Annotated in this window: 25 protein-coding genes and 1 riboswitch; of the genes, 8 read left to right on the top strand and 17 right to left on the bottom strand. The window is 67.4% G+C overall.

Going from position 1 to position 25,316, the window contains the following annotated elements; all coding sequences use genetic code 11:
* Positions 1-74: 74 nt before the first annotated feature.
* Genes C4F17_RS07755 through C4F17_RS07745 form a run of 3 tightly spaced genes read right to left on the bottom strand, consistent with a single transcriptional unit; the run spans position 75 to position 3,110 of the window.
* A complete protein-coding gene (locus C4F17_RS07755; protein ID WP_106934844.1) occupies positions 75-1,634 on the bottom strand; it encodes a sensor histidine kinase in 1,560 nt (519 codons plus the stop codon).
* A complete protein-coding gene (locus C4F17_RS07750; RefSeq protein ID WP_106934843.1) occupies positions 1,591-2,301 on the bottom strand; it encodes a response regulator in 711 nt (236 codons plus the stop codon). The genes C4F17_RS07755 and C4F17_RS07750 overlap by 44 nt, the downstream gene beginning before the upstream one ends.
* A gap of 17 nt (positions 2,302-2,318) precedes the next feature.
* Complete coding sequence (locus C4F17_RS07745) at positions 2,319-3,110, bottom strand: sulfurtransferase (RefSeq protein ID WP_106934842.1); 792 nt, start codon at positions 3,108-3,110, stop codon at positions 2,319-2,321.
* 146 nt (positions 3,111-3,256) lie between these two features.
* Between C4F17_RS07745 and dnaE the strand changes: the two genes are divergently transcribed.
* Positions 3,257-6,775: a DNA polymerase III subunit alpha gene (dnaE, locus tag C4F17_RS07740; RefSeq protein WP_106934841.1), complete on the top strand. Its 3,519-nt coding sequence runs from the start codon at positions 3,257-3,259 to the stop codon at positions 6,773-6,775.
* Between the two features lie 108 nt (positions 6,776-6,883).
* Complete coding sequence (locus tag C4F17_RS07735; protein WP_106937479.1) at positions 6,884-7,237, top strand: YgiW/YdeI family stress tolerance OB fold protein; 354 nt, start codon at positions 6,884-6,886, stop codon at positions 7,235-7,237.
* Between the two features lie 27 nt (positions 7,238-7,264).
* Here C4F17_RS07735 and C4F17_RS07730 read toward each other — a convergent pair whose 3' ends face one another.
* The 11 genes from C4F17_RS07730 to ribD all read right to left on the bottom strand — a co-directional run bounded on the left by C4F17_RS07730 (position 7,265) and on the right by ribD (position 17,021).
* Positions 7,265-8,995, bottom strand: coding sequence for a peptidoglycan D,D-transpeptidase FtsI family protein (locus C4F17_RS07730; RefSeq protein WP_106934840.1), 1,731 nt, complete (start codon positions 8,993-8,995; stop codon positions 7,265-7,267).
* Between the two features lie 86 nt (positions 8,996-9,081).
* The gene (locus C4F17_RS07725; RefSeq protein ID WP_106934839.1) at positions 9,082-10,008 is read right to left on the bottom strand and encodes a cell envelope integrity protein TolA; all 927 of its coding nucleotides are present in this window, start codon (positions 10,006-10,008) and stop codon (positions 9,082-9,084) included.
* 3 nt (positions 10,009-10,011) lie between these two features.
* Complete coding sequence (locus tag C4F17_RS07720) at positions 10,012-10,449, bottom strand: ExbD/TolR family protein (protein WP_081271152.1); 438 nt, start codon at positions 10,447-10,449, stop codon at positions 10,012-10,014.
* A 15-nt stretch (positions 10,450-10,464) separates the two neighbouring features.
* Entirely contained in the window at positions 10,465-11,187 is a 723-nt protein-coding gene (gene tolQ / locus C4F17_RS07715) for a protein TolQ (protein WP_081271153.1), read from the bottom strand.
* Complete coding sequence (locus C4F17_RS07710; protein ID WP_106934838.1) at positions 11,184-11,642, bottom strand: YbgC/FadM family acyl-CoA thioesterase; 459 nt, start codon at positions 11,640-11,642, stop codon at positions 11,184-11,186. The genes tolQ and C4F17_RS07710 overlap by 4 nt, the downstream gene beginning before the upstream one ends.
* On the bottom strand, positions 11,639-12,835 hold the full coding sequence (locus C4F17_RS07705; protein ID WP_106934837.1) for a pyridoxal phosphate-dependent aminotransferase: 1,197 nt from the start codon (positions 12,833-12,835) through the stop codon (positions 11,639-11,641). Before C4F17_RS07705 ends, C4F17_RS07710 begins: the two co-directional genes overlap by 4 nt.
* Before the next feature lie 88 nt (positions 12,836-12,923).
* Entirely contained in the window at positions 12,924-13,481 is a 558-nt protein-coding gene (gene nusB, locus C4F17_RS07700; protein WP_081271156.1) for a transcription antitermination factor NusB, read from the bottom strand.
* The gene (gene ribH / locus C4F17_RS07695; protein WP_081271157.1) at positions 13,478-13,942 is read right to left on the bottom strand and encodes a 6,7-dimethyl-8-ribityllumazine synthase; all 465 of its coding nucleotides are present in this window, start codon (positions 13,940-13,942) and stop codon (positions 13,478-13,480) included. Before ribH ends, nusB begins: the two co-directional genes overlap by 4 nt.
* Positions 13,943-13,949: 7 nt before the next feature.
* A complete protein-coding gene (gene ribBA, locus C4F17_RS07690) occupies positions 13,950-15,104 on the bottom strand; it encodes a bifunctional 3,4-dihydroxy-2-butanone-4-phosphate synthase/GTP cyclohydrolase II (protein WP_106934836.1) in 1,155 nt (384 codons plus the stop codon).
* Positions 15,101-15,766 (bottom strand): riboflavin synthase, encoded by a 666-nt coding sequence (locus tag C4F17_RS07685; protein WP_106934835.1) that lies wholly within the window; start codon positions 15,764-15,766, stop codon positions 15,101-15,103. Before C4F17_RS07685 ends, ribBA begins: the two co-directional genes overlap by 4 nt.
* Positions 15,767-15,899: 133 nt before the next feature.
* Complete coding sequence (gene ribD / locus C4F17_RS07680; protein ID WP_106934834.1) at positions 15,900-17,021, bottom strand: bifunctional diaminohydroxyphosphoribosylaminopyrimidine deaminase/5-amino-6-(5-phosphoribosylamino)uracil reductase RibD; 1,122 nt, start codon at positions 17,019-17,021, stop codon at positions 15,900-15,902.
* 195 nt (positions 17,022-17,216) lie between these two features.
* Here ribD and C4F17_RS07675 point away from each other — a divergent pair, with 195 nt between their 5' ends.
* The 6 genes from C4F17_RS07675 to C4F17_RS07650 are packed head-to-tail and all read left to right on the top strand — an operon-like array spanning position 17,217 to position 22,452.
* Entirely contained in the window at positions 17,217-17,744 is a 528-nt protein-coding gene (locus C4F17_RS07675) for a GspH/FimT family pseudopilin (protein WP_106937478.1), read from the top strand.
* Positions 17,690-18,289, top strand: coding sequence for a type IV pilus modification protein PilV (gene pilV, locus C4F17_RS07670; protein WP_442805198.1), 600 nt, complete (start codon positions 17,690-17,692; stop codon positions 18,287-18,289). The genes C4F17_RS07675 and pilV overlap by 55 nt, the downstream gene beginning before the upstream one ends.
* Positions 18,286-19,110, top strand: a complete 825-nt coding sequence (locus C4F17_RS07665) for a PilW family protein (RefSeq protein WP_106934833.1) — start codon at positions 18,286-18,288, stop codon at positions 19,108-19,110. Before pilV ends, C4F17_RS07665 begins: the two co-directional genes overlap by 4 nt.
* Complete coding sequence (locus C4F17_RS07660; RefSeq protein WP_106934832.1) at positions 19,107-19,793, top strand: PilX N-terminal domain-containing pilus assembly protein; 687 nt, start codon at positions 19,107-19,109, stop codon at positions 19,791-19,793. The genes C4F17_RS07665 and C4F17_RS07660 overlap by 4 nt, the downstream gene beginning before the upstream one ends.
* A 38-nt stretch (positions 19,794-19,831) precedes the next feature.
* The gene (locus tag C4F17_RS07655; protein ID WP_234382647.1) at positions 19,832-21,970 is read left to right on the top strand and encodes a pilus assembly protein; all 2,139 of its coding nucleotides are present in this window, start codon (positions 19,832-19,834) and stop codon (positions 21,968-21,970) included.
* A gap of 20 nt (positions 21,971-21,990) precedes the next feature.
* Complete coding sequence (locus C4F17_RS07650) at positions 21,991-22,452, top strand: type IV pilin protein (protein WP_106937477.1); 462 nt, start codon at positions 21,991-21,993, stop codon at positions 22,450-22,452.
* A 38-nt stretch (positions 22,453-22,490) separates the two neighbouring features.
* Here C4F17_RS07650 and nrdR read toward each other — a convergent pair whose 3' ends face one another.
* The 3 genes from nrdR to C4F17_RS07635 form a co-directional block, all read right to left on the bottom strand.
* Positions 22,491-22,934: a transcriptional regulator NrdR gene (nrdR, locus tag C4F17_RS07645; protein WP_106934830.1), complete on the bottom strand. Its 444-nt coding sequence runs from the start codon at positions 22,932-22,934 to the stop codon at positions 22,491-22,493.
* An 18-nt stretch (positions 22,935-22,952) separates the two neighbouring features.
* Positions 22,953-24,197, bottom strand: a complete 1,245-nt coding sequence (gene glyA, locus C4F17_RS07640; protein WP_081271167.1) for a serine hydroxymethyltransferase — start codon at positions 24,195-24,197, stop codon at positions 22,953-22,955.
* 41 nt (positions 24,198-24,238) lie between these two features.
* Positions 24,239-24,364: riboswitch (ZMP/ZTP riboswitch) on the bottom strand.
* A gap of 30 nt (positions 24,365-24,394) precedes the next feature.
* Positions 24,395-25,246 carry a lytic transglycosylase domain-containing protein gene (locus C4F17_RS07635; RefSeq protein WP_081271168.1) on the bottom strand — a complete coding sequence of 284 codons (852 nt, stop codon included), beginning with the start codon at positions 25,244-25,246 and terminating at the stop codon, positions 24,395-24,397.
* Positions 25,247-25,316: the final 70 nt, after the last annotated feature.

Below are 25,316 nucleotides of genomic sequence, written 5' to 3'. Positions count from 1 at the left end.
AAGCAGCCTGCGGAGCCTCAAAATACGTGTAATCACGTACCGGTGTATCCGGTGAAACCCTAGCAAAACGGCCCTCAGACGAGGTGCAGCGGCAGCCTCAGCGTGGCGCGCAGTCCGCCGCCGGTGTTGCTCTCGGGCATGCCCGCGCTGTCGAGCTCGATGTCGCCGCCGTTGCGCCGCGCGTAGCCGCGCGCGATGGTCAGGCCGAGGCCCGCGCCGTGTGCCGCGCCCGCATCCACGGCCGGGTCGCGGTGGAAGCGTTCGAACACGCTCGCGCGCCGCTCGGGCGCGATGCCGGGGCCGTTGTCGCACACCTCCGCCAGCGCGGACGACGCATCGCGCCGCACGGTCACGGTGATGTTGCCGCCGCGCGGCGTGTACTTGAGCGCGTTGTGCACGAGGTTCGCGAGCACCTCATGGAGCTCGGCCGCGTTGGCGAGGACCGGCAGCACGGGCAGCACGGGCGTCTCGCCGTCTTCGCCTTCATCGTCGGCGGCGGCTGCATCGCTGCGCGCATCGACCCAGCCCAGGTCCTGGTCGTTCTCGCGCGCGAGCGGCAAGTACTCGAGCACGACGCCACGCGCGATGGCGTTGAGGTCGACCACCGCCGGCTCGGCCCGGGCGGCTTCGCCTTCGGTGGTGGCATGGGCCAGCGCGAGCAGCTGTTCGCTCAGGCGCCGGGTGCGCGCCAGTTGCGCGACGATGGCATGCAGCGACTCGCGCATGCGTGCCGGATCGGTCTCGCGCACCGCGTAGCCGGCCTGGATCGACAGGATGCTCAGCGGCGTGCGCAGCTGGTGCGAGGCGTCGGCCAGGAACTGCGACTGCTCTTCCACCATGCGCCGGTGGCTCGCGATGTGGTGGTTGACCGCATCGACCAGCGGCACCACTTCCTTGGGCACGCCGTTGGCGTCGAGCGGCTTCAGGTCGTCGCGCGAACGCTCGCGCAGCGAGCGGCGCAGGCGCTCCAGCGGGCGCAGGGTCCAGGCCACGCCCAGCCACACCAGCAGCGCCATCACCAGCACCATGCGTGTGTCGCGCAGCAGCTCCTGGCGCAGCGACTCCGACTGGGCCTCGGTGCGCGGCCCGATGCCTTCGGCCGCCTGTATCAGCACGCTGTAGGCCACGCCGGGGTGGACGTGGTCGTACACCGTCTGGCGCAGCGCGGCCACGCGCACGCGGTGCTGCTCGTGCACCGCGTCGTAGAACACCGGCAAGCCGTCGGCGGGGCGGGCCGCGGGCCGGGGCAGGCCGGGCACGCCCATGAGCGTGGATTCGGGCGAGTTCACATCGAGCGTGCCGCCCTTGGGAATGCGCTGGACGCCCACGTGCAGGTACTTGTAGCGCAGGTGCGTCGACTCGAACATGGCCTGGATCGAGAACGGCTCCTGCACGCGCACGCTGCCGTCGCTCGCCACCACGATGCCGTTGGCCAGCGCCTGCACGGGCTCGAGCAGGCTCTGGTCGTAGGCGGCCACCAGCGAGTCGGTCAGCGCGCGGTAGTCGTTCCAGCTGTCCAGCGCCAGCAGCGTGACCATCCCGGGCAGCAACAGCGCCAGCAGCCGCGTGCGGATGCCGAAGCGCTGCGGCTCAGTCGCCGGCGACGGGGTTGGCGGCCGAGGCTGCGGATCCATCGGCAATGCCCTCGAGCATGTAGCCCAGGCCGCGCACGGTGACGATGCGTACGTCGCTGTCGGCCAGCTTGCGCCGCAGGCGGTGCAGCACCACTTCGATGGCGTCCGGCCCGGCCGTGCTGTCGTTGGTGAACACCTTGGCGAAGAGCTGCGATTTGCCGACCGGCGAGCCGCTGCGCATCAGCAATGCGGTCAGCGCGGCCTGCTCGCGCGGCGTGAGCGACAGCAGCGTGCCGCGCAGCGTGAAGGCGTGGCTCTGGCTGTCGTAGGAGAGCGAGGCGCACTGCAGGCGCGGGTGCTGCTTGCCGCGGCTGCGCCGCACCAGCGCCGACAGGCGCGCCTCCAGCTCGACCAGCTCGAAAGGCTTGGAGAGGAAGTCGTCGGCGCCCAGGTTCAGGCCGCGCACGCGGTCCTGCAGGGCGCCCTGCGCCGTGAGGATCAGCACCGGGGTGCGGTCGTCGGCGTTGCGCATGTCGGCCAGCACGCTCAGGCCGTGCTTGTCGGGCAGGCGCAGGTCCAGCACGATGGCGTCGTATTCGGTGCCGGCCATGAAGGCTTCGGCGGTGCGCGCGTCGGGCGCGTGGTCGGCGACGAAGCCGCTCTGGGTCAATGCGCGGATCAGCCAGGAGGCCATGTCCAGTTCGTCTTCGACCAGGAGGATGCGCATTGAAAGCTGCCGGTGGTTCAGTTCTTCAGGCCGAGGTTCAGGTCGACGTCTTCCGCCGCGCGTGCACTGGCGTCGGCCGCGCGGGCGCTCAGGTCGGGCGCCAGTGCGCGCCGGCCGTCGAACACGAAGCAGTCGCCGTGGTAGTGCGCGCCGCCGACCTGCTCGAAGTATTTGAGGATGCCGCCTTCGAGCTGCAGCACGTTCTCGATGCCTTCCTCGCGCATCAGGATGGCCGCCTTCTCGCAGCGGATGCCGCCGGTGCAGAAGCTCACCACGGTCTTGCCGGCGAAGTCGGCGCGGTGCTCCTTCAGGGCGGGCGGGAATTCGGTGAACTTGGTGATGCGCCAGTCGATCGCGCCGTCGAAGGTGCCTTCGTCGACCTCGAAGCCGTTGCGGGTGTCGAGCAGGGCGATTTCGCGGCCCTGGTCGTCATGGCCCTGGTCGAGCCATCGCTTGAGGGTGGGGGCGTCCACGCCGGGTGCCCGGCCGGCGGCGGGCTGGATCGCCGGGTGGTCCATGCGGATGATCTCGCGCTTGAGCTTCACCAGCATGCGGCGAAACGGCTGCGATGCGGACCAGCTCTCCTTGGCCTCGAGGCCGGCGAAGCGGGCATCGGCGCGCAGATGGGCCAGGAAAGCCCGGACGCCGTCGGCCGAACCCGCCAGAAACAGGTTGATACCCTCCGGCGCCAGCAGGATGGTGCCCATGAGGTCCAGGGCCTGGGCGCGGGCGCGCAGGTCTTCACGCAGCACGGGGCTGTCGTCGATGGCCACGAACTTGTAGGCCGCGATATTCAAAATCTCTTGCACGGGGCGGGATTCTAGGTGCCGCCGGGCCGCCCCAAGGCACCGAGCCTCCCCCTCGGGGGGTGGCGAAGCACACGAAGTGGCAAGCCGGGGGGGCTATTCGTATCGCTAACTCACATGGTGGATGCGGTGCTTTCTACAATGGCCGGATGTTTGTTCACCTGCGCCTGCACACCGAGTTTTCCGTCGTCGACGGCACCAACCGAATCGATGAAGTCATCAAGGCCGCGGCTGCCGACAAGCAGCCCGCACTGGCCATCACCGACCTGAACAACCTGTTCGGCGCGGTCAAGTTCTACAAGCAGGGGCGGGGCAAGGGCGTCAAGCCGGTCATCGGCGCCGAAATCTTCATCGACGGGCTGGGCAAGGAGCCCGGCGCGCTGACCCGCATCGTGCTGCTGGTGCAGAACATGGAGGGTTATCTGAACCTCTCCGAGCTGCTGGCGCGGGCCTGGACGCAGAACGTGGCGCGCGGCCAGTCGCAGGCGGCCTGCAAGCTGGAATGGGTGCAGGAGCTGGCGGGCGGGCTGATCGCGCTGTCGGGCGCGCAGGCCGGACCGCTCGGCCAGCCGCTGCTGCAGGGGCAGGGCGAGCGCGCCGCCGAACTGGCGCTGCAACTGGCGGGGATTTTTCCGCACCGCTTCTACATCGAGTTGCAACGCGCCGGCCGTCCCGAAGACGAGCCGCACGTCATTGCCGCGGTGCAGCTCGCGGCGCGGCTGCGCCTGCCGGTGGTGGCCACGCACCCGGTGCAGTTCGCGGCCCGCGAAGACTACGAGGCGCACGAGGCGCGCGTGTGCATTTCCGAAGGCGAGATTCTCGGCAACCCGCGCCGCGTGCGCCGCTTCACCGAAGAGCAGTACTTCAAGTCGAGCGCCGAGATGCAGGCGCTCTTTGCCGACGTGCCGAGCGCGCTGGCCAACACGGTCGAGATCGCCAAGCGCTGCAACCTGACGCTGGTGCTGGGCAAGCCGCAGCTGCCGGACTTTCCCACGCCGTTCATCAGCGACGGCGTGCGCATGCCGATCGGCGAGTTCTTCCGCCAGGAGTCGTTCGAGGGGCTGGAGGCGCGCCTGAAGCACCTCTACCCCGACGAGGCCAGGCGCGATGCCGAGCGCCCGCGCTACGTCGAGCGCCTCGAGTTCGAGATCAACACCATCTTGAACATGGGGTTCCCGGGCTACTTCCTGATCGTGGGCGACTTCATCAAGTGGGCCAAGGAAAACGGCTGCCCGGTGGGCCCGGGCCGGGGCTCGGGTGCCGGCTCGCTGGTGGCCTATGCGCTGAAGATCACCGACCTCGACCCGCTCGAATACAAGCTGCTGTTCGAACGTTTCCTGAACCCCGAGCGCGTCTCGATGCCCGACTTCGACATCGACTTCTGCCAGGGCAACCGCGACCGCGTGATCGACTACGTGAAGGACAAGTACGGCCGCAACGCCGTGAGCCAGATCGCCACCTTCGGCACCATGGCCGCGCGCGCGGCCATCCGCGACGTGGGCCGCGTGCTGGACATGAGCTACATGTTCTGCGACGGCATCAGCAAGCTGATCCCGAACAAGCCCGGCATGTCGGTCACCCTGCAGTACCCGCCCGAGAAGAAGATCGAGGGCGACAAGAACAACTACGCCATCGAGATGGAGCCGCAGCTCGCGGAGCGCATCGAGAAGGAAGAAGAAGTGCGCATGCTGGTCGAGCTCGCCCAGAAGCTCGAAGGCATGACGCGCAACATCGGCATGCACGCCGGGGGCGTGCTCATTGCGCCGGGCAAGCTCACCGACTTCTGCCCGCTCTACCAGCAGCCCGGCAGCGAGTCTGCCGTGAGCCAGTACGACAAGGACGACGTCGAAGCCATCGGCCTCGTGAAGTTCGACTTTCTGGGCCTCGCCACGCTCACCATCCTGGAGATTGCGCGCGAGTTCATCATGAAGCGCCACAAGGGCCAGGAGAACTTCGCGTTCGAGAACATCCCGCTGAACGACGCGGCCACGTACAGGCTGTTCTCCGAAGGCAAGACGGAAGCGGTGTTCCAGTTCGAATCGCGCGGCATGCAGGGCATGCTGAAGGACGCGCGCCCCACGCGGCTGGAAGACCTGATCGCGCTGAACGCGCTGTACCGCCCGGGCCCGATGGACCTGATTCCCAGCTTCGTGGCGCGCAAGCACGGCCGCGAAGAAGTGGAGTATCCGCACCCGGCCGTGGCCGAGATGCTCTCCGAGACCTACGGGATCATGGTCTACCAGGAGCAGGTGATGCAGACCGCGCAGATCCTGGGCGGCTACTCGCTCGGCGGCGCCGACTTGCTGCGCCGCGCCATGGGCAAGAAGAAGCTCGAGGAAATGGCCGAGCACCGCGAGAAGTTCCGCGCCGGTGCGCTCGCCACGCACGGCATCGTCCAGGACAAGGCCGACGAAATCTTCGACTTGATGGAGAAGTTCGCGGGCTACGGCTTCAACAAGTCGCACGCCGCCGCCTACTCGCTGCTGGCGTACCACACGGGCTGGCTGAAGGTCCACTACACGGCCGAGTTCTTCTGCGCCAACATGACCGTGGAAATGGACGACACGGACAAGCTCAAGCTGCTGTTCGAAGACGCCCAGAAGAACTTCGGCATCACCTTCGAGCCGCCGGACGTGAACCGCGGCAACTACCGCTTCGAGCCCGTGACCGACCGCGTCATCCGCTACGGGCTGGGTGCCGTCAAGGGCACGGGCCAGCTCGCGGTCGAGGCCGTAGTGCGGGCGCGCGAAGAGGGCGGCCCGTTCAAGAGCCTGTTCGACTTCTGCGTGCGCATCGACCGCCAGCGCATCAACAAGCGCACGGTGGAAGCGCTCATCAAGGCCGGCGCCTTCGACTCCATCCAGCAGAACCGCGCGTCGCTGATCGCCTCGGTCGACCGCGCCTTCGAGTTCGCCAGCGCGACCGCGGCCAATGCCTCGCAGGCCGACATCTTCGGCGACTGCGAGCACGGCTCGGCCACCGCGGAGCCCGACCTGGTCGACGCCACGCCGTGGGGCGTGAAGGAACGCCTGACGTTCGAGAAGACGGCCGTCGGCTTCTACCTGTCGGGCCACCTGTTCGACGAGGTCTCGCACGAGGTGCGGCGCTTCTGCAAGCGCGAGATCGGCGACCTGCTCGACAGCCGCGACCAGCAGGTCATTGCCGGCATCGTGAGCGACTTCCGCGTCATCAACGGCCAGCGCGGCCGGCTGGCGATCTTCAAGCTCGACGACAAGTCGGAAGCCATCGACGCCACCGCCGACGAGGCGACCATCAACGCCAACCGCAACACGCTGAAGGACGACGAACTCGTCATCGTCAGCGGCCGGCTGCAGCCGGCGCGCGGCGGCTTCGAGGCGCGCTTCCAGGTGCAGCAGGTGTGGGACCTGGCCACGGCGCGCTGCCGCTTCGGCAAGTTCCTGCGCGTGGCGGTGAACGGCAAGGCGCCCGACATCGCACGCCTGGTCAAGGACTTTCCGCCGCGCACCGAGCAGACCGAGGTCGGCGACCTGGTCCAGGGCCTGCCGGTGCGGCTGTCGATGGCGCGCGGCGGTGCGCAGGTCGAGCTGCAGCTGGGCGAGCGCGCCAGGTTCTTCCCGACCGACGCGGCGCTGGCCAGCTGGACCGCGCAGGCGGAGGCCGGCAAGGCGCAGATCGTGTACGACTGACCGGGCGAGCAAGGGCGCCTTGAAGCGCCTTCGGCGCGTGGGCCTTTTCATCGGCTCGTTACGATCCTCCTCGTGCTTTTCAACCCGAAGTTCAAGGAGGAACTCGCCATGAATAAACCAGCCCTCGTTCTCGCACTGGCCCTCGCGCTGCCGTTCGCCGCCTCGGCCCAGTACGCAGGCCCGAGCACCGTGCCGGCGATGAACGTCAAGCAGCTGCTGGAAACCGGCAAGGACGACCAGCACGCCACCTTGCGCGGCTTCATCGTCTCGCACGACGGCGGGGAGCACTACACCTTCGCGGACGACAGCGGCCGCATGAAGGTCGAGATCGATGCCAAGCATTTCCCGCCCGGCGTGAAGATCGACGACAAGGTGCGCGTCGAGATCACCGGCGAGCTCGACAAGGACCGGTTCGGCAACAAGATCGAGCTCGACGTGAAGCGCCTCAGCCTGGCGCCCTGATCGTCTTCCGTCGCCCGGAAGACGGGCTCAGTGCGACTGCGGCGTCACGGCCAGGTCCGGCAGCACGTTCATGATGCGCAGCGTCTGCTGCACCACCTGGCTGAACACCGGCGCCGCGACCAGGCCGCCGAAGTACTTGCCCGCGCCGGGCTCGTCGATCATCACCGCGACGATGATGCGCGGCTTGTCGATGGGCGACATGCCCGTGTACCAGGCGCGGTACTTGTTGCTCGCGTAGCCCTTGCCGACCTGCTTGTGCGCGGTGCCGGTCTTGCCGCCGACCGAGTAGCCCTCCGTCTGCGCGAGCGGCGCGGTGCCGCCGGGCGCCGCGGCCAAATGCATCATCTGCCGCACCTGGCTCGCCACCAGCGGCGAGAACACCTGCACGCCGGCCGGCTCCTCGCCGTTGTTCTTCAGCAGGCTCACCGGAATCACCTCGCCATCGTGCGCGAAGGCCGTGTAGGCGTGCGCGATCTGGAACAGCGAAGCCGACAGGCCGTAGCCGTAGGACATGGTGGCCTGTTCGATCGGGCGCCACGACTTCCACGGGCGCAGCCGCCCGGTCACGGCGCCGGGGAAGGGTGTCTGCGGCTTCTGGCCCAGGCCCACCGCGGTGAGCGAGTTCCACATTTCCTGCGCCGACATGCGCTGCGAGATCTTGGTGGCGCCCACGTTGCTGGATTTCTGGATCACACCCTCGACCGTGAGCACGCCGAAATTCTCGTCGTCGTGGATGGTGGCGCCCGACACGGTGATGCGCCCCGGATTGGTGTCGATGATGGTCTTGGGCGTGACGCGGCCCAGTTGCAGCGCGGTGGCGACGGTGATCGGCTTCATGGTCGAGCCGGGCTCGAACACGTCGGTCATGGCGCGGTTGCGCAACTGCTCGCCCGTGAGGTTGCGGCGGTCGTTGGGGTCGTAGCTGGGGTAGTTGGCCATGGCCAGCAGCTCGCCGGTGCGGGCATCGACCACCACCACGCTGCCTGCGCGCGCCTTGTTGGTGACCACGGCGTCGCGGATCTTCTCGTAGGCGACGAACTGCACGCGGTCGTCGATGCTCAGCTGGATGTCGTGGCCCTCGGTGGGCGGCACCTGGTCCTCGGTGTCCTCGACGATGTGGCCCAGCCGGTCTTTCAGCACGTGCCGCGAGCCGGACTTGCCGGCCAGCTCCTGGTTGAAGGCCAGCTCGACGCCTTCCTGCCCCACGTCTTCCACGTTGGTGAAGCCGGCCAGGTGGGCGGCGGCCTCGCCTTCGGGGTACTGGCGGCGGTAGTCGCGGCGCAGGTAGATGCCCTTGAGGTTGAGCGCGGCCACCTGCTTGGCGACCGACTGGTCGACCTGGCGCTTGATCCAGACGAAGCTCTTGTCCTCGTCTTCCAGCTTCTTGTCGAGTTCCTTCTGCGGCATGCCCAGCAGCTTGGCCACCTGCTGGAGCTTGGCCAGCACCGCCGGGTCGTCGCGCTCGATGTCCTCGGGAATGGCCCAGATGCTGGGCGCCGGAATGTCGGAGGCCAGGATCAGTCCGTTGCGGTCGAGGATGCGGCCCCGGTTGGCCGGAAGCTCCAGCGTGCGCTGGTAGCGCACTTCGCCCTGGTGCTGGAAGAAGTCGTTGTTGAAGATCTGCACGTAGGCCGCGCGTGCCGCCAGCAGCATGAAGCCGAAAGCGATGCTGGCCACGATGAACTTGCTGCGCCACACGGGGGTGGGGCTGGCGAGCAGTGGACTGCTGCCGTATCGGATGCGGCCGGTGGGATTCATGAGCCCTGATTATCGAGTTCCGGGTGACGTGCAAGTCACCCGGAAGGGGCCCGTTTTCTTAGCTGCGCGTTAGGCGCGAGCGCGGATCAGCGCTTGGGCCGCAGCGACACGATCAGCGACGGGAAGATGCGCCCGTCGGTGTCGCGCGGCAGCTTGTCGGTCTTGCGCAGGCCGCGCTCGGCGGCGTCGTCCCAGCCGGGCAGGCCGCTCGATTTGCTGAGCTTGACGCCGACGATGGTGCCGTCGGGTGCCAGGCTCACCTCGAACTCCGCCGCCGGGTTGCCGTTCACGGTGTCGGCATCGGGGAAGGTGATGTTCGGGCGAACCGCCGCTGCAATGCGGCCCGCATAGCCGCTCGACGGACCCGAGGAGCGCATGGCCGTGCCCTTGGAGTCGTCGCTGCCGCTGGCACCGGCCAGGCCCTGCATGCGCTTGAGCGTGGCGGCACGGTCGGCGGCGGCCTGCTTGGCTGCGGCCTCGGCCTTCTTGGCTTCTGCCTGCTTGGCCTCGGCCTCCTGCTGCTTCTTCTGCTCGGCCAGCTTCTGCTGCTGTTCCTTCTTGCGCTGGGCCTCGTCTTCGGCGCGCTGCTTGGCTTCGAGCTCCTTCTTCTTCTGCAGCTGCTTTTGCTGCTGCTCGAGCTCGCGTTCTTTCTGTTCCTTCTGCTCCTTGAGCTTCTTCTCGCGCTCCAGGGCAATGTCGGGCGCCTTGGGCGCGGGCGCGGGCTCGGGTGCCTTGGCCACGGGCGGCGGCGGAGGCGGCGCCGGGGCGGGCGGCGGCGGCGCGGGAACGGGGGCCGGCGCCTGCGGTGCCTGCAGGCGGGGCGCCGCCTGCTGCACCGTGGACGACCACAGCTCCGCGTCGACGGCGCCTTCGTCGGCCTCGCTCTTCCAGCGCACGCCCCAGGTGAGCGCGGCAATCAGCAGGCCGTGCGCGATGAGGGCCAGCACGACGGCGCGCGGCGTGCCGCGCTGCGGCGGCGGCGCGAACTCGGGGCGATCCAGTGCGAGCGACATGCCTTATTTGCCGCCCGTGGTGGTGACCGACAGGCCCACGCGCTCGACGCCGCTGCGCTTGAGCTGGTTCATGGCCTTCACCACGGTCTCGTATTTCACCGACTTGTCGGCGCTGATGACCACCGGGCGGTCGTTGTCGCCGCCCTGGGCCTGCTTGGCCGCGGTGCCGATCTGCGTCATGGGGATCGACGTGCCGCCGGTGCCGGTGGACGGGTCCTTCTTGATCTGCACTTCGTCATCGCTCTTGATGACGATCTCGATGGGCTTGTCGGGTTGCTTGTTGGCGCGGTCGACCGTGGGCAGGTTGATCACGCTCGGCGTGATGAGCGGCGCGGTGACCATGAAGATGATCAGCAGCACCAGCATCACGTCGATGAACGGGACCATGTTGATCTCGTTGATCGTGCGGCGTCCTCGGCCCCGGGATGAAACGGCGGGCATGCGTCGCGCCTCCGCTCAGCGGTTGGCCGGAGCCACCGACGATGCAGCGCCGCCGGCGGCCGGGTTGGCCGACAGGTTGCGCTGCAGGATGTTGGAGAACTCCTCGATGTAGGTTTCGAGGGCGATGGCGATCTTGTCGATCTCGCGGGCGAAGCGGTTGTAGCCCACCACGGCCGGGATGGCGGCGAACAGGCCGATGGCGGTGGCCACCAGCGCTTCGGCGATGCCGGGGGCCACGGTGGCCAGCGTCACTTGGGTGAGGGCGGCCAGGCCGGTGAAGGCATGCATGATCCCCCAGACCGTGCCGAAGAGGCCGACGTAGGGAGAGACCGAACCCACGGTGGCCAGGAACGAGAGGTTCTGCTCGGCCGCGTCCAGTTCGCGCTGGAAGCTCGCGCGCATTGCGCGGCGGGCGCCGTCGAGCAGGGTGGCGGGGTCGCTCACGTGGCGCTCGCGCAGCTTCTGGTACTCGCGCATGCCCGAGGCGAAGATGCGCTCCATGGGGCCGGCGAACTTGGCGTTCTGCGCGGCGGAGGCGAAAAGCTCGTTGAGGCTGGTGCCCGACCAGAACTCGCGCTCGAAGTCGTCGTTGAGCGCACGCATGCGGCGCAGCGCAAAGTACTTGCGGATGATCGCGGCCCAGCTGGCGATCGAGACGATCACCAGCAGCAGCACGACCAGTTGAACCACGAAGCTCGCATGGAGCAGGAGATTGATGATTGAAAGATCTTGGTTCATGGCTTGATAGGTTGAGTCATGGAGCCGCTGTAGCGCTCGAGGGTTCCCGTGACTTGTTTCGGTATGCGCGCTGGACGCAAGGTGGCTGCGTCCACCCAGCCGATGCGGATCGTGCCTTCGCACAGCAAGACGGGTGCCGCGGCACCTGTACGCTCTTGCTCTGTTTTTGATAGCACGCGCTGACCGATTATCAACGACGCGGTGCCGAGTTGTTGAAGATCGGCTGTAACCAGGAGTTCGTCGTCGAGCCGGGACGGGCGATGATATTTGAGCTGCGTTTCGCTCACCACGAACTGGCCGCCGGTTTCCTCGCGCAGCTTGCGCTGCTCGACGCCCAGCGAGCGCAGCCACTCGGTGCGGCCGCGCTCCATGAACTTCAGGTAGTTGGCATAGAAGACGATGCCGCCGGCGTCGGTGTCTTCCCAGTAGACGCGGATCGCGAACGCGTAGCTCATGAGGCCGCGGTCTCGGCCATGAGCCGCAGGCGCTCGATGGATTCCTGCAGGTGCGCCATCGAGCTGGCGGTGGAAAAGCGGATGAACTTGCCGGTCTCGGCCGTGCCGAAGTCGCGGCCCGGCGTCACGGCCACGTGCGCGCGCTTCATGGTTTCGAAGGCGAAGTCCCAGCTGCCCGAAATGCCCAGCTTCCCGGCGAAGCCGGTGCAGTCGGCCCAGGCGTAGAAGGCGCCGTCGGGCATCACGGGCACGTTCAGGCCCAGGGCGTTCAGTTGCGGAATGAACCAGTCGCGGCGGGCCTTAAATTCGGCGCGGCGGCGTTCGTACTCGGCGATGCTCGCGTCCTCGAAGCAGGCGAGCGCGGCGTACTGCGACACCGTGCTCGCGCAGATGAAGAGGTTCTGCGCCAGGCGCTCGACGACCGGCACCAGCACTTCGGGCACCACCAGCCAGCCCAGGCGCCAGCCGGTCATGTTGAAGTACTTGCTGAAGCTGTTGATGCTGATGACGTTGTCGTCGATGGCCAGCGCCGTCTGGCCGAAGGCGTCGTCATAGGACAGGCCGAGGTAGATCTCGTCGATCAGCGTGATGCCGCCGCGCGTCGACACCACTTCGTGTATGCGGCGCAGTTCGTCGGGCGCGATCGAGGTGCCGGTCGGGTTGGACGGCGAGGCGAGCAGCACGCCGCGCGTCTTGTCGGTCCAGGCGGCCTCGACCTTGGCGGCGGTGAGCTGGAAGCGCTCCTCGGCCGTGGTCGGCACCAGCACGGCCTTGCCGTCCGCGGCGCTCACGAAGTGGCGGTTGCACGGGTAGCTCGGGTCGGGCATCAGGATTTCGTCGCCCGACTCGATCAGCGCGAGGCAGGCCAGTTGCAGCGCGGCCGATGCGCCGGCGGTGACGACGATGCGCCGGGCCGGCACGTCGATGTTGAAGCGCTGGCGGTACCACGCGCTGATGCGTTCGCGCAGATGGTCCAGCCCGGTGGCCTGCGTGTACTGCGTGGCGCCGGCGCGCACCGCACGGGCGGCGGCTTCCTGCACCAGCGGCGGGGCGGTGAAGTCGGGTTCGCCGATGTTCAGGAAGATCATCGGCCGGTCGGTGTGGGCGACTTCGCGCGCCAACGCGCCGGCGGCTTTCGCCACTTCCATCACATAGAAGGGCTCGATGCGCTGCGCGCGCGTAGAAATTCTCATCGCACCCCCAGGCTGCGGCGTTGCACGCCTTCGCCTACCCCCTCGCAAGCGAGGGGGCGAGCGCCTTCGGGCGGCCGGGCGGCACTCCTCATGCCTTCGCTTTCCCCGAAGCCCGGTCGGCTTCCACTTCAAGCGGGCGCAGCTGCGGCGCCAGGCCGTTCAACACCGCGTTCACGTACTTGTGCCCGTCAGTGCCGCCGAATTCCTTGGCCAGCTCGATGCACTCGTTGAGCACCACGCGCCACGGCACGTCGAGGCAGTTCTGGAACTCGTACACGCCGATCCACATCACCGCGTGCTCGATGGGCGAGATTTCCTCGAACTTGCGGTCCAGCAGCGGGCGGATCAGCGCGTCGAGTTGCTCGGCGCCTTCGATCGAGCCGTGCAGCAGCGCGTCGTAGTGCAGGGCGTCGGCCTTGTGGAAGCCGGCGAGGTCGCGCGTGAAGTGGTCGATGTCGGTCGGGTCGTTGCGGCCCACCAGGTGCTGGTAGAGCGCCTGCAGCGCGAACTCGCGTGCGCGGCTGCGGTTCGACTTGGCCGAAGCCTTGCGCGCGCCGGTGCTCGTGAGGCCGACGCGCGACTGGCGCGGCTTGGCGCCATCGGCGGGCTTCGCGGGCTTGAGGGGCTTGGAGGTGTCTTCGGTCATGAAAGGGTGGCCAGCAGTTGCGCCATCTCGACCGCCACGCGGGCCGCGTCGCGGCCCTTGTCGGTCTGCCGGGCAACGGCTTGCTCGAGGTTTTCGGTGGTGAGGATCGCGTTGGCGATGGGAAGTCGGTAGTCGAGCGCGACGCGGCTCACGCTGGCGCCCGATTCGTTGGCCACCAGTTCGAAGTGGTAGGTCTCGCCGCGGATGATGCAGCCCAGCGCCACCAGCGCGTGGTAGCCGCCGCGCTCGGCGAGCGCCTGCAGCGCCACCGGCACTTCGAGCGCGCCGGGCACCTGCAGGTGGTGGATGTCGTTGGCGGCCACGCCCAGCGCCTCGAGTTCCGAAAGGCAGGCCGAGGCCAGCGCGTCGGTGATGTCGGCGTTGAAGCGCGCCTGCACGATGCCGATGCGCAGGCCTTTTCCGTTGAGTGGCGTGTTCTCGCCTTTATTTGCGCCTTGCATGGTCTGGTCAGTCTTTCGTGAGGTAGCCGGCAATCTCGAGGCCGTAGCCCGCCGCCATGCTCGGCATGCGACGCGGCGTGCCCAGCAGGTTCATCTTGTGCACGCCGCATTCGCGCAGGATCTGCGCGCCGATGCCGTAGCTGCGCAGGTCCATGCGGCCGCGCTCGGGGGCTTGCGCGGGGCGCGCCGTGCCGTCGAACTGGGCCAGCAGCTCGCCGGCGGTTTCGCCGCAGTTCAGCAGCACGGCCACGCCCTTGCCCTCGTTCGCGATGTGCGAGAGGCTGGCGTCCAGGCTCCACGAGTGCAGCGAGCGGTTGATTTCGAGCGCGTCGAGCACCGACAGCGGCTCGTGCACGCGCACCGACACCGTGTCTTCGGGCGCCCACTTGCCGCGCACCAGCGCCAGGTGCACGCCGCGGCTGGGCTTGTCGATGAAGGCGTGGGCGGTGAAGGCGCCCCAGTTGGTCTGGATCTCGCGGCAGCCGACCTTCTCGACCAGCGACTCGACGCGGCTGCGATGCTCGATCAGCGCGGCGATGGTGCCGATCTTCATGTTGTGCTCGGCCGCGAAGATCTGCAGGTCGGGCAGGCGGGCCATGGTGCCGTCTTCGTTCATCACCTCGCAGATCACGGAGGCGGGCGAGCAGCCGGCCATCGCGGCCAGGTCGCAGCCGGCTTCGGTGTGGCCGGCGCGCATGAGCACGCCGCCGTCCACCGCCTGCAGCGGGAAGATGTGGCCGGGCTGCACCAGGTCGGCGGCCACGGCGTTGGGCGCCACGGCGGCCTGCACGGTGCGCGCGCGGTCGGCGGCCGAGATGCCGGTGGTCACGCCTTCGGCGGCCTCGATGGACACGGTGAACGCGGTCGAATGCTTGGCGCCGTTGCGCTGGACCATCGGCGGCAGCTGCAGCCGCTCGCACATCTCGCGCGAGAGCGTCAGGCAGATCAGGCCGCGCGCATGGCGGGCCATGAAGTTGATGGCTTCGGGCGTGATGTGGTCGGCGGCGATGACGATGTCGCCTTCGTTCTCGCGGTCTTCCTCGTCCACCAGGATCACCATGCGGCCGGCGGCGAGGTCGGCCACGATGTCCTCTACCGGCGAAATCGGGGCTGGGGCGCGCGCGGCGCGGGGGACGCCGATCGGCGTGACGGAGGCGTTCATTCGGCTGTGTCCTTGGAATACGTGGAAGACGGGGGCACCAGCACGCCGGCCTGGAGCATGCGCTCCACGTAGCGCGCCACGGTATCGATTTCTAGGTTGACCTTCGAGCCGGCCTTCAGGCCGCCGAGGGAGGTGTTGTCGACGGTATGCGGGATCAGGTTGATGCTGACCTCGGCGCCGCCTTCGATGTCGGCCACCTTGTTGACGGTGAGGCTCACGCCGTTGATGGTGATCGAGCCCTTGTAGGCCAGGAAGCGGGCCAGCGCCTGCGGCGCGACCACGCGCAGCTCCCAGCTTTCGCCGACCGGCTCGAAGAAGCTCACGCTGCCGATGCCGTCCACGTGGCCCGACACGATGTGGCCGCCGAGGCGGTCGCTGGCGCGCAGGGCCTTCTCGAGATTGATGCGGCTGCCTTCGTCGGTCAGGCCGGCCGTCTTGTCGAGCGACTCGGCCGAAATGTCGATGGTGAACTGCCGTTTTTCGGGGACGAGGGTGGTAACGGTCATGCAGGCGCCGTTGAGCGCGATGCTGTCGCCCAGCCCGACGTCGTCGAGGTAGCCGTCGGGCGCCTCGATGCTGAGTCTTTTGCCGTAGGAGGAGGAGGTGCCGAGGTCGTGGATGGCGGCGATGCGCCCCACGCCGGTGATGATTCCGGTGAACATCCCGGCATTTTCGCAGACATCGTGAGCCCCCCGGCTCTTCATGGCGCTTTGCGCCATGTAATTCGCCACCCCCCGAGGGGGAGGCGCGGTCCGCCTTGGGGCGGCCCGGCGGCGGCCGCTCGTGCGCCGGAGGCTAGAACGCGTCCCTCCCGGCGATCCGGGCCACGATGCGCAGATCGGGGCCGAGCATGTCGACGGACTTGAATTCGAGGGGCAGGGCGCCGGCCAGCGAAGTCAGCGGACCGTCCGAATGCAGGTGGCTCGCGATGTCCAGGCCGCTGCCGATCAGCTTGGGCGCCAGGTAGACCAGCAATTCGTCTACACAGCCTTCGCGCAGCAGCGAGCCGTTGAGCTTGTGGCCCGATTCGACGTGCAGTTCGTTCACGCCGCGCGCCGCCAGGTCTTTCAGCATGGCGCCCAGGTCGACCTTGCCATTGGCATCGGGAAGGCAGGTGACGGTGGCGCCCCTTGCCTTCAGCGCCTTGGCTTTCTCGTCGTCGTGGCTGGCCGCGTAGATCCAGACGGCGCGGCCTTCGATGAAGATGTTCGCGTCGGGCGGCGTCTGCAGCCGGCTGTCCACCACGACCAGATGCGGCTGGCGCGGGGTCCGGACCAGGCGCACATCCAGGCGCGGGTTGTCCTCAAGCACGGTTCCGACGCCGGTCAGCACCGCGCTGGCGCGGGCCCGCCAGGCGTGGCCGTCGGCGCGGGCGGCTTCCGAGGTGATCCACTGGCTCACGCCGTTCTCGAGACCGGTCTTGCCGTCGAGCGACGCGGCGACTTTCATCCTTACCCACGGGGTCTTGCGGACCATGCGGCTCAGGAAGCCGATGTTGAGTTCCCTAGCCTCCTGCGCCCCCGGCCCGGTTTCGACCTCGACGCCCGCGGCGCGCAGCCGCTCGAATCCCTGCCCGGCGACCAGCGGGTTGGGGTCGGTGAGGGACGCGACGACGCGGCTCACGCCCGCCGCGATCAGCGCGTCGCAGCAAGGGCCGGTGCGGCCATGGTGGGCGCAGGGCTCCAGCGTGACCCAGGCAGTCGCGCCAACGGCGGAATTGCCCCGCGCCGCAGCATCGCGCAACGCCATGACTTCGGCATGCGGGCCGCCGACCTGCTGGGTGTGGCCCTGGCCGATCACGTCGCCGTTCGCGGCGACCAGCACGCAGCCGACGCGGGGATTGGGATCGGTCTCGGGGCCGGCCTGGCGCGCGAGATTCAGCGCCTGAATCATGAAATTCGCGGTTTGATTTGTCATTTCTTTTAACTTGAATTGCCTGAGTATTGAATTTTCAAGGCAATTGAAAACGGGAAGCCATTTGTCCATTTTTCTTGACCGTCCGTCATCGAATTGGCGCGTCGGCAGGAATTGAAAAATAGAATTTTCCGAATATCGAAGAGTCAGGGAGCTATCCGCCGGAGCACTGGAATGCGACGCGGCGGAACGTACAACATGAACAACGGATTTTGCGCGTCCTCGCGGGCGCATGCGCGCCATAGCGGTAGGCGACGGGGCTTCACCCTCGTCGAAATGATGGTTGCAATTGCTTTGGTGATCATCTTGCTGGCAGTGGCGCTGCCAAGTTTCGTCAGCCTGGTTGAAAAGTATCGCGTCGAGGGCATGGCCTCGGCCCTGACGGCGAGCGTGGGCCACGCGCGCTTCGAGGCGGCCCGGCGCGGAAAGACCGTGACTATCCGGGCGCGTCCCGGGTGCGTCGACAAAGGCTGGAGTTGTGGCTGGGACACCCTGGTCGGAAGCGGCGACGCCGTGGAAACCCTCAGGCGCCAGGAGCCCGATGCGCGGGTCGAGGTGAGGAAAACCGCGCCCGGCGTCATGTCGTTCGACGCCATGGGCGACTCCGACGGCGGTGACAGCTTCCGCCTCTACCCGACAGGAAAGGCCGGATCGTCCCGCGCCGTGATGTTGTGCGTTTCGCGTGCCGGGCGCCTTCGAGTGGCCAAGGGGCGCGACAAGTGCTGAGCGCTCCGACTCGCAAGCCGCATGGGCAGGGCTTGAGGCAAGCGGGCTTTTCGATGATCGAGGTCATGGTGGCCGTTGTCGTGCTTTCGTTCGGCCTGCTCGTGCTGGCCGGCTTCCAGTTGCGCGTGCTTTCCGAAAGCGCGGGCGCCAGCAACCGGAGCATCGTGGTGCGACTGGCAGGCGACATCGCCGACCGGATACGTGCCAACCGCTTTCCAGGCGCTGTAGCGGACAGCCCCTACGTGACCGACTGGTCGCCAGCGGACCCAACGGGTCCCGAGCCTTCATGCGTCGGGGCCGGCGCCCATTGCAGCGCCACCCAGCTCGCGGCCGACGATCTGTGGCGCTGGAAGCGCGCGGCGGCGGACGCGCTACCGGGTGGACTGGCCGACATACAGAGCAAGGCGACGGCCGGCGGTTTGCTGTTCGTGCATATCGCCTGGGACGAGCCTGCCGTCGCCAACCCGATCGCGCCGGACCCGGAGTGGAACTGTCCGGAGCGCAAGGCGTGTATCGAACTCGTCGTAGCGGCGCCGCAGCCATGAACGGCAAGGCGTTCTTCCCTTGCGCGCGGCATGCCGGTTTCACGCTGGTCGAGTTTCTCGTCGCACTGGTCATCGGCTCGGTGGTGGTGCTGGCCGCCGTTGCGAGCATGCTCGGCACCCGCACCGCAGCCATGGCGGGTGACGACGTGCATGTGCTCAACCAGTCCTCTGCGTTGGCGTTCAGGATGTTGGGCCAGCAGATACGGCAGGCCGGCTACACGCCTCTCGACGCCACGCAGCCGCTGTATTACTTCAACGTCAACCCGGACAAGGACACCCTTTTCAAGAACGAACCGGCGTTCTTCGCCATCAAGGGAGAAGAGTCGAAGAGCGGTTCGGGGAACGACACGCTGAAGGTCGGCTACGCGCCGAGCCCCGACTACTTCAAGGACTGCCTGGGTCAGCGCGCCAAGAGCGCGGCGGGCGTCACCTACGACGCGGCCCATCCCGCCGACCCGGAAAACGTGCGGTTGATCACCAGCGAGTTCGCGGTCGAGAATGGGACGCTGAGATGTCGGGGCAGCGGCAATGCCGCACCGCAGCCGCTCATCGACGGCGTGGAGCGCTTCGATGTGATGTACGGCGTGAGCGCCGGCGCGGGAAACGAAGCAGTGGTGCGCTACGTGACGGCAGCCGGCGTCGAGAATTTCAACCGGGTCCGCACGGTACGGGTCTGCCTGCAACTTGCGGGCAACTCGAGTAGCAATCCGGGCGGTGACTACACCGACTGCGACGGCGCGGCGAAAACCACCCGTGACGGCAAGCTGCGACGCGTCTACACGGCTGTCTTCGCACTGCGCAACAACCTGGAGGCGCCATGAGGCACCTCGTCGACCGCCGCACGCCTGCGGCGCAGCACGGGTTTTCGCTCTTCATCGTGCTGACCATGCTGCTGCTCTCGGCCCTGCTGGCGCTGGCCGGTGCGCGGACCGCCCTGTTGCTCGAGTCGGTGGCGGGCAACCAGCGCGAGCATCAGCGGGCCTTCGAGGCTGCCGAGGCGGCGCTGCTCGACGCCGAGCGAGACATCCGGCAGCTGGCCTATGCCGACTCGACCGAGACCTACGTTGCCTGCGCCGGACTCCCGAAGTCGCCCTGCCGCAGGGCCGAAGACGGCCGCGTCTTTCCCGACCGCGACACCGGTTGGGTGACCGTCTACATGAACGACGGCGCCAACAGCTGCGAGCAAGGTATCTGCTACTTCGCCGCGCCCGATTCGGTCGCGGCGGCGTCCGGGAGCGAGGCCTACCGGTTCTGGAGCCGCAATCCGTATGCGAGCGAGCACGCGTCATATGGGCAATTCACCGGGGCACCCCACGCCGGCAATCCGGCGCTGCGCAATGCGAAGTACTGGATCGAGGTCATCGACCGCAAGAACGGCAAATATCCCTTGTATCGGATCACTGCGGTCGCCACGGGCACTCGCAGCGCGAGCACTGCGGGCGGCACGCAGGTCGAATTGCAGATGGCCTTCGATCCTGATCCGGTCGCCGCCAGGATGAATTGAACAGCGTGGCAGGGCGAAGCATGAAGATCAAATGTTTCTTGAGGGCTGCCGCAGTGTCCGGCCTGATGCTGGCGCAGGGCGTCGGCTACGCAGCGCAGTACCCGCTGGCACCGGCGCCGAGGCTAAGCTGCAGCGTAAGCTACCCCGGCTCGGTGGATCGCCCGATCACGGCTGTTTCTATTTCGGCCAGCGCCTCCAGGGTTTCGACCGGCACGGCGGTCTACAGGGCGGGCTACGACATGGCCAACTGGTCGGGCACGCTCACCGCTACCAGGTTCGGCGCCGACGGCCGGCTGGCGAGCGTGGCCCAATGGTCCGCACGCGACCTGCTCGACACCCGCATGGCGGCGGCGGGCGCGCACGGCAGCAACCGCAAGGTGCTCAGCTTCTCGGGCACCGCTGCTGCAACGGCTACCAGCGCTGCGACAAGGGGCACCGGAATTCCGTTCCGCTGGGCCAACCTGAGCGACACGCAAAAAGCCGCGCTCAAGGGAACCACCAGCACCGATGACAAAGACACCGCGCTCGGGCGGGCCGTGCTCGACTTCCTGCGCGGAGACCGCAGCAACGAGGGCGCGGGCCTGCAACTGCGCAAACGCGGGCATGTGCTTGGCGACATCGTGGGCTCCGGCGTCTGGTACGCGGGAAAGCCCAACAGCGGCTTCACCAGCGATGCCTATGCCAAATTTGCCTCGATCGCCCGCACGCCGATGGTCTACGTGGGCGCCAACGACGGCATGCTGCACGCCTTCGACGCGGGCTCTGGACAGGAAGCGTTCGCCTATGTGCCCGAAGGGCTCTACGGCACGGCGGCCGCGCCAAAGCTCAAGCGGCTCAGCGAAGGCAGTTATTCGCACAGGTACTACGTCGACGGCAGCCCCTTCGTGGCTGACATTTACATGGGTGCGACCGCCACCGCCTCGACCACCGATGCCGAGAAAGTGGCTGCATGGAAGTCTTTCCTCGTGGGCACGCTGGGGGCGGGCGGCAAGGGCTACTTCGTGCTCGACGTCACCAAGCCCCAGGACATCGACGAGACCATGGCCCGCGAAACGGCACTCATCGACACGACCGCGCTTTCCGACGACGACCTGGGCCATCAGTTTCAGCAACCCGCGCTCGACTCCTTCTCGAGGCGCGCACTGCAACTGGCCCCGCTGAACAACGGCCGCAAGGCCGTGATCCTGGGCAACGGCTACAACAGCACGAGCGAGAAGGCGATGCTGTGGATCCAGTATCTCGACGGCGACCAATCGATCCTCAAGATCCCGGCGCCCGTCACGCAGGGCGCGGGCACCGGCAACGGACTGTCGGCTCCGCGGGTGATCGACCGTGACGGCGACGGCAAGGTCGACCTCGCCTATGCGGGCGACCTGCTGGGCAACATGTGGCGCTTCGACCTGAGCGACCGCGACGGCAGCAAGTGGAAAGCGACCCTGGGCTCCGCACCCACTGCATCGAGCCTCGACAACGTGCCGCTGTTCGCGGCCGGCGCCACGCAGCCGATCACCGCGGCGCCGGTGGTCGCCGGCCATCCGCTCGGCGGCTACATGGTGGTGTTCGGCACGGGAAGGCTGTTCGCCGTCGGTGACGACAGCAATACCGCCAACCAGTATCTCTACGGCATCCGGGACGGGGCCAACGGCACGACAGGCACGGCCGTGCTGACCGACCTGGTGGCGCAGACCGTCGGTGGCACCACTGTCGAGACAGACGGTGGCGAGTTCCGCAACGTCTCGAACAACAGCGTGAGCTACAGCGGCTCGCGCGCCAAGCGTGGCTGGTATTTTCAGCTGCCGGCCGCCAAGGAGCGCATCGTCTATCCGGGCGACGCCTTGAGCAGCAGCGCCGGCCTGTTCTCGAGCACCGTTCCCGGCTCCGGCAGCAACGCGCTCGACTGTACTGCGGGCACCAACGACGACGGATGGTCGATGGTGGTCGACTTCTTCGACGGCTCCGCGCCCGACGGCATTGACTACGGCACAGCCACCACCACCACGACCAGCTATCTCGGTTTCCGTAACAGCTCGGGCAAGGACGACATCGTCTTCGAGCCGCAGGGCCGGGAGAAGGGCAAGGACGTGATCTGCAATGCGGCCGGCGAGTGCAAGGCGCCGATAAGGCCTGACATCGTGCGCCGTTTCGGCTGGCGCAATCTGCTGTCGCCGTCGAACTGATGGCGCAGCCGAGGCAAACCATGAACAGCTATTCCAAGCCGCCGCGCCGCAAACAGATCCGCTCGCGCGGCTTCACGTTGATCGAGCTGATGATCGTAACGGCGGTGATCGGCATCCTCGCCGCCATTGCCTACCCCTGCTACACGCGCTACGTGCTGCGGGCCAAGCGCGCCGATGCCAAGCAACAGCTGTTGCAGGCGGCGCAGTGGACCGAGCGCTACATGACCGCCAATGGACGCTACCCCCCGCCGACCGTCGCGCTGCCGGCAGGACTGGGGCAGTCGCCACCGTCCGGCACGGCGAACTATGCCATCAGCTTTGTCTCAAGAAACGAGACCAGCTACACCTTGCAAGCCGTTCCTGCGCGGGCTTCGCGCAACGACGAGTGCGGGACGCTCACGGTCAACCACCAGGGCGTCAAGCTGGCCGGCAATAGCACCGACGCATCGAGTGCGCTGGTGCAGCTTTGCTGGAACCGTTGAGGTGCCTGTGAGAGTGCTGCGGCGGTTGCCGTCGCGGCTCAGATGTCGCGCAGCAACTGCCTGAATTCGTCCACGTCCTCGAAGCTGCGGTACACCGATGCAAAGCGCACGTAGGCGACCTTGTCGAGCTTCTTGAGTTCGCGCATCACGAGCTCGCCCACCTTGGTCGAGTCGATTTCGCGCAGGCCGCTGGCCAGCAGCTTCTGTTCGATGCGAAGCAGGGCGTTGTCGATCTGCTCGATGCTCACCGGGCGCTTGCGCAGCGCCAGCATCATCGAGGCGCGCACCTTCGACGAATCGAAGTCGGCGCGGCTGCCGTCCTTCTTGACGACGACCGGGAAGTTGACGTCGGGCCGCTCGTAGGTGGTGAAGCGCTTGTCGCAGGCGCTGCACTGGCGGCGCCTGCGGACGAAGTCGGCGTCTTCCGAAACGCGGGTCTCGACGACCTGCGTTTCAAGATGACCGCAAAAAGGGCATTTCATGCGGTCAGGACTTCCGGCTCAGCGGTAGACAGGGAAACGGCTCGTCAGCGCATGCACCTTGGCGCGCACGGCGTCGATGTTCGCCGCGTCGCGCGGGTTCTCGAGCACGTCGGCGACCAGGTTCGCGGTGATGCGGGCCTCTTCGTCCTTGAAGCCGCGGGTGGTCATGGCGGGAGTGCCGATGCGCACGCCGCTGGTGACCATCGGCTTTTCCGGGTCGTTGGGGATCGCGTTCTTGTTGATCGTCATGTGGGCGCTGCCCAGCACGGCTTCGGCTTCCTTGCCGGTGATGCCCTTGGCGCGCAGGTCGACCAGCATCACGTGGCTTTCGGTGCGGCCGCTCACGATGCGCAGGCCGCGCTCGGTGAGGGTGTCGGCCACGATCTGAGCGTTCTTGACCACCTGTTGCTGGTAGGCCTTGAACTCGGGCGACATGGCTTCCTTGAACGCGACGGCCTTGGCGGCGATCACGTGCATCAGCGGGCCGCCTTGCAGGCCGGGGAAGATCGCGCTGTTGATGGCTTTCTCGTGCTGCGACTTCATCAGGATGATGCCGCCGCGCGGGCCGCGCAGGCTCTTGTGGGTGGTGGAGGTGACGATGTCGGCGTGCGGCACCGGGTTGGGGTACACGCCCGCGGCCACGAGGCCGGCGTAGTGGGCGATGTCGACCATGAAGATCGCGCCGACGTCCTTGGCCACCTTGGCGAAGCGTTCGAAGTCGATGCGCAGCGAGTAGGCCGAAGCGCCCGCGATGATCAGCTTGGGCATGTGCTCGTGCGCCTTGCGTTCCATCGCGTCGTAGTCGATGGCTTCGTTGGCGTCGAGGCCGTAGCTCACCACGTTGAACCACTTGCCGCTCATGTTCAGCGGCATGCCGTGGGTCAGGTGGCCGCCTTCGGCCAGGCTCATGCCCATGATGGTGTCGCCGGGCTTCAGGAAGGCGAGCATCACGGCTTCGTTGGCAGAAGCGCCGCAATGCGGCTGCACGTTGGCGGCGTCGGCGCCGAAGATCTGCTTGACGCGGTCGATGGCCAGCTGCTCGGCCACGTCGACGTGCTCGCAGCCGCCGTAGTAGCGCTTGCCCGGGTAACCTTCGGCGTACTTGTTGGTGAGCTGCGAGCCCTGGGCGGCCATGACGGCCGGCGAGGCGTAGTTCTCGCTGGCGATCAGCTCGATGTGGTGTTCCTGGCGCGCGTTTTCGGCTTGAATGGCGGCCCAGATTTCGGGATCGGTCTGTTCGACCAGGATATTGCGTTGGTACATGGCAGTCCTTTGAAGACGAGGTCCTTGTTCTTCAACCAAACAAGGGCTGCCCAGGCGAACGGCTGAACGCCTGTTGTGGCCAGGCGGTACGCTTCCCAGTGGTATTCCACGTCAGCGCGGGGCACCTTTTTCGGGTGCTGCGCCTATCGCCAGTCGCGTACGAGGCCGAGTGTAGCTCACACCCGGCCAGGACAGCTTCAGGAAACGCCGGAAAGCAGGGCGACCTTGGCGGGTTCGGAGCCTTCATCGGCCTTGACCGGCGCGGGTGCGGGCGTCACGACCGGAATCGGCTGCGCGCGCACGGTCGTGCGGGGCGGCAGCACCGACGGCGCGCGGCCGCTGGCAACCTGCAGCAGGCGCTCGTGCTCGGCCATCACCTTGCCGGCGTAGCCGCCGTCGTCTTCGAGGTTGGCCGCGCCCACGTAGTAGCGCAGGCCGCCTTCGAGCGATCCGGCGCGGGCGATGCATTCCTGCAGCACTTTGACCCCGACGCGCATGTTGGTCACGGGGTCGAAGGCGGTGAGCGTGCCGCCCGCGCTTTCATACTTGTCGCCATGCACGCGGGTCATGACCTGCATCAGGCCCTGGGCGCCGACGTGGCTCTGGGCAAAGGGGTTGAAACTGGATTCCACGGCCATGATGGCCAGGATCAACGTCGGGTCGAGCTTGGTGCGCTTGCCGATGTTGTAGGCCTCGGCGACGAGCACGCTCAGCGGCTCGGGCGCCACGCTGTACTTCTTGCTCAGCCAGTAAGCCACGGCGGCCTGCTGCTTGGGCAGGTCGCTGGGGCTCGCGGCGGTTGTGCGCTCGATGGCGGTCGGCTCGAGGTCGGTGGCTTCAGGCGCGGGCTTGCGCGACTGCAGCCAGCCCATCAGTTGCTCTTCGCCGGTCTTGCGCAGGTCGGGCCGCGCCACGAGGGCGAGGGCCGCGAACACGATGGCCAGGCCGACCAGTGCAAACCCGTTGTGGGTGATTTCAAAAAAGCCGTCTGCCACATCGGACACGAAGGTCCTTAGCCCGCGGGCTGTGGCATCGAACGCCTTGTTCATCGCTCTTCCTTTCTGTGCGGCACCTGATACGCAAAGCCGGTGAGGGCGATGGATGAAGGCAGCGGCGCTT

Source organism: Variovorax sp. PMC12 (assembly GCF_003019815.1).
Taxonomy (GTDB): Bacteria; Pseudomonadota; Gammaproteobacteria; order Burkholderiales; family Burkholderiaceae_C; genus Variovorax.
Note: the sequence above shows the minus strand (reverse complement) of the source record. Positions and strands in the feature narration are given on the sequence as shown.

Excerpts from the sequence above, each read along its gene's own strand:
- C4F17_RS07755 (WP_106934844.1), bottom strand. The coding sequence starts at position 1,634 with ATGGATCCGCAGCCTCGGCCGCCAACCCCGTCGCCGGCGACTGAGCCG.
- C4F17_RS07750 (WP_106934843.1), bottom strand. The coding sequence starts at position 2,301 with ATGCGCATCCTCCTGGTCGAAGACGAACTGGACATGGCCTCCTGGCTG.
- dnaE (WP_106934841.1), top strand. The coding sequence starts at position 3,257 with ATGTTTGTTCACCTGCGCCTGCACACCGAGTTTTCCGTCGTCGACGGC.
- C4F17_RS07735 (WP_106937479.1), top strand. The coding sequence starts at position 6,884 with ATGAATAAACCAGCCCTCGTTCTCGCACTGGCCCTCGCGCTGCCGTTC.
- C4F17_RS07730 (WP_106934840.1), bottom strand. The coding sequence starts at position 8,995 with ATGAATCCCACCGGCCGCATCCGATACGGCAGCAGTCCACTGCTCGCC.
- C4F17_RS07725 (WP_106934839.1), bottom strand. The coding sequence starts at position 10,008 with ATGTCGCTCGCACTGGATCGCCCCGAGTTCGCGCCGCCGCCGCAGCGC.
- C4F17_RS07720 (WP_081271152.1), bottom strand. The coding sequence starts at position 10,449 with ATGCCCGCCGTTTCATCCCGGGGCCGAGGACGCCGCACGATCAACGAG.
- tolQ (WP_081271153.1), bottom strand. The coding sequence starts at position 11,187 with ATGAACCAAGATCTTTCAATCATCAATCTCCTGCTCCATGCGAGCTTC.
- C4F17_RS07710 (WP_106934838.1), bottom strand. The coding sequence starts at position 11,642 with ATGAGCTACGCGTTCGCGATCCGCGTCTACTGGGAAGACACCGACGCC.
- C4F17_RS07705 (WP_106934837.1), bottom strand. The coding sequence starts at position 12,835 with ATGAGAATTTCTACGCGCGCGCAGCGCATCGAGCCCTTCTATGTGATG.
- nusB (WP_081271156.1), bottom strand. The coding sequence starts at position 13,481 with ATGACCGAAGACACCTCCAAGCCCCTCAAGCCCGCGAAGCCCGCCGAT.
- ribH (WP_081271157.1), bottom strand. The coding sequence starts at position 13,942 with ATGCAAGGCGCAAATAAAGGCGAGAACACGCCACTCAACGGAAAAGGC.
- ribBA (WP_106934836.1), bottom strand. The coding sequence starts at position 15,104 with ATGAACGCCTCCGTCACGCCGATCGGCGTCCCCCGCGCCGCGCGCGCC.
- C4F17_RS07685 (WP_106934835.1), bottom strand. The coding sequence starts at position 15,766 with ATGTTCACCGGAATCATCACCGGCGTGGGGCGCATCGCCGCCATCCAC.
- ribD (WP_106934834.1), bottom strand. The coding sequence starts at position 17,021 with ATGACAAATCAAACCGCGAATTTCATGATTCAGGCGCTGAATCTCGCG.
- C4F17_RS07675 (WP_106937478.1), top strand. The coding sequence starts at position 17,217 with ATGAACAACGGATTTTGCGCGTCCTCGCGGGCGCATGCGCGCCATAGC.
- C4F17_RS07665 (WP_106934833.1), top strand. The coding sequence starts at position 18,286 with ATGAACGGCAAGGCGTTCTTCCCTTGCGCGCGGCATGCCGGTTTCACG.
- C4F17_RS07660 (WP_106934832.1), top strand. The coding sequence starts at position 19,107 with ATGAGGCACCTCGTCGACCGCCGCACGCCTGCGGCGCAGCACGGGTTT.
- C4F17_RS07650 (WP_106937477.1), top strand. The coding sequence starts at position 21,991 with ATGAACAGCTATTCCAAGCCGCCGCGCCGCAAACAGATCCGCTCGCGC.
- nrdR (WP_106934830.1), bottom strand. The coding sequence starts at position 22,934 with ATGAAATGCCCTTTTTGCGGTCATCTTGAAACGCAGGTCGTCGAGACC.
- glyA (WP_081271167.1), bottom strand. The coding sequence starts at position 24,197 with ATGTACCAACGCAATATCCTGGTCGAACAGACCGATCCCGAAATCTGG.
- C4F17_RS07635 (WP_081271168.1), bottom strand. The coding sequence starts at position 25,246 with ATGAACAAGGCGTTCGATGCCACAGCCCGCGGGCTAAGGACCTTCGTG.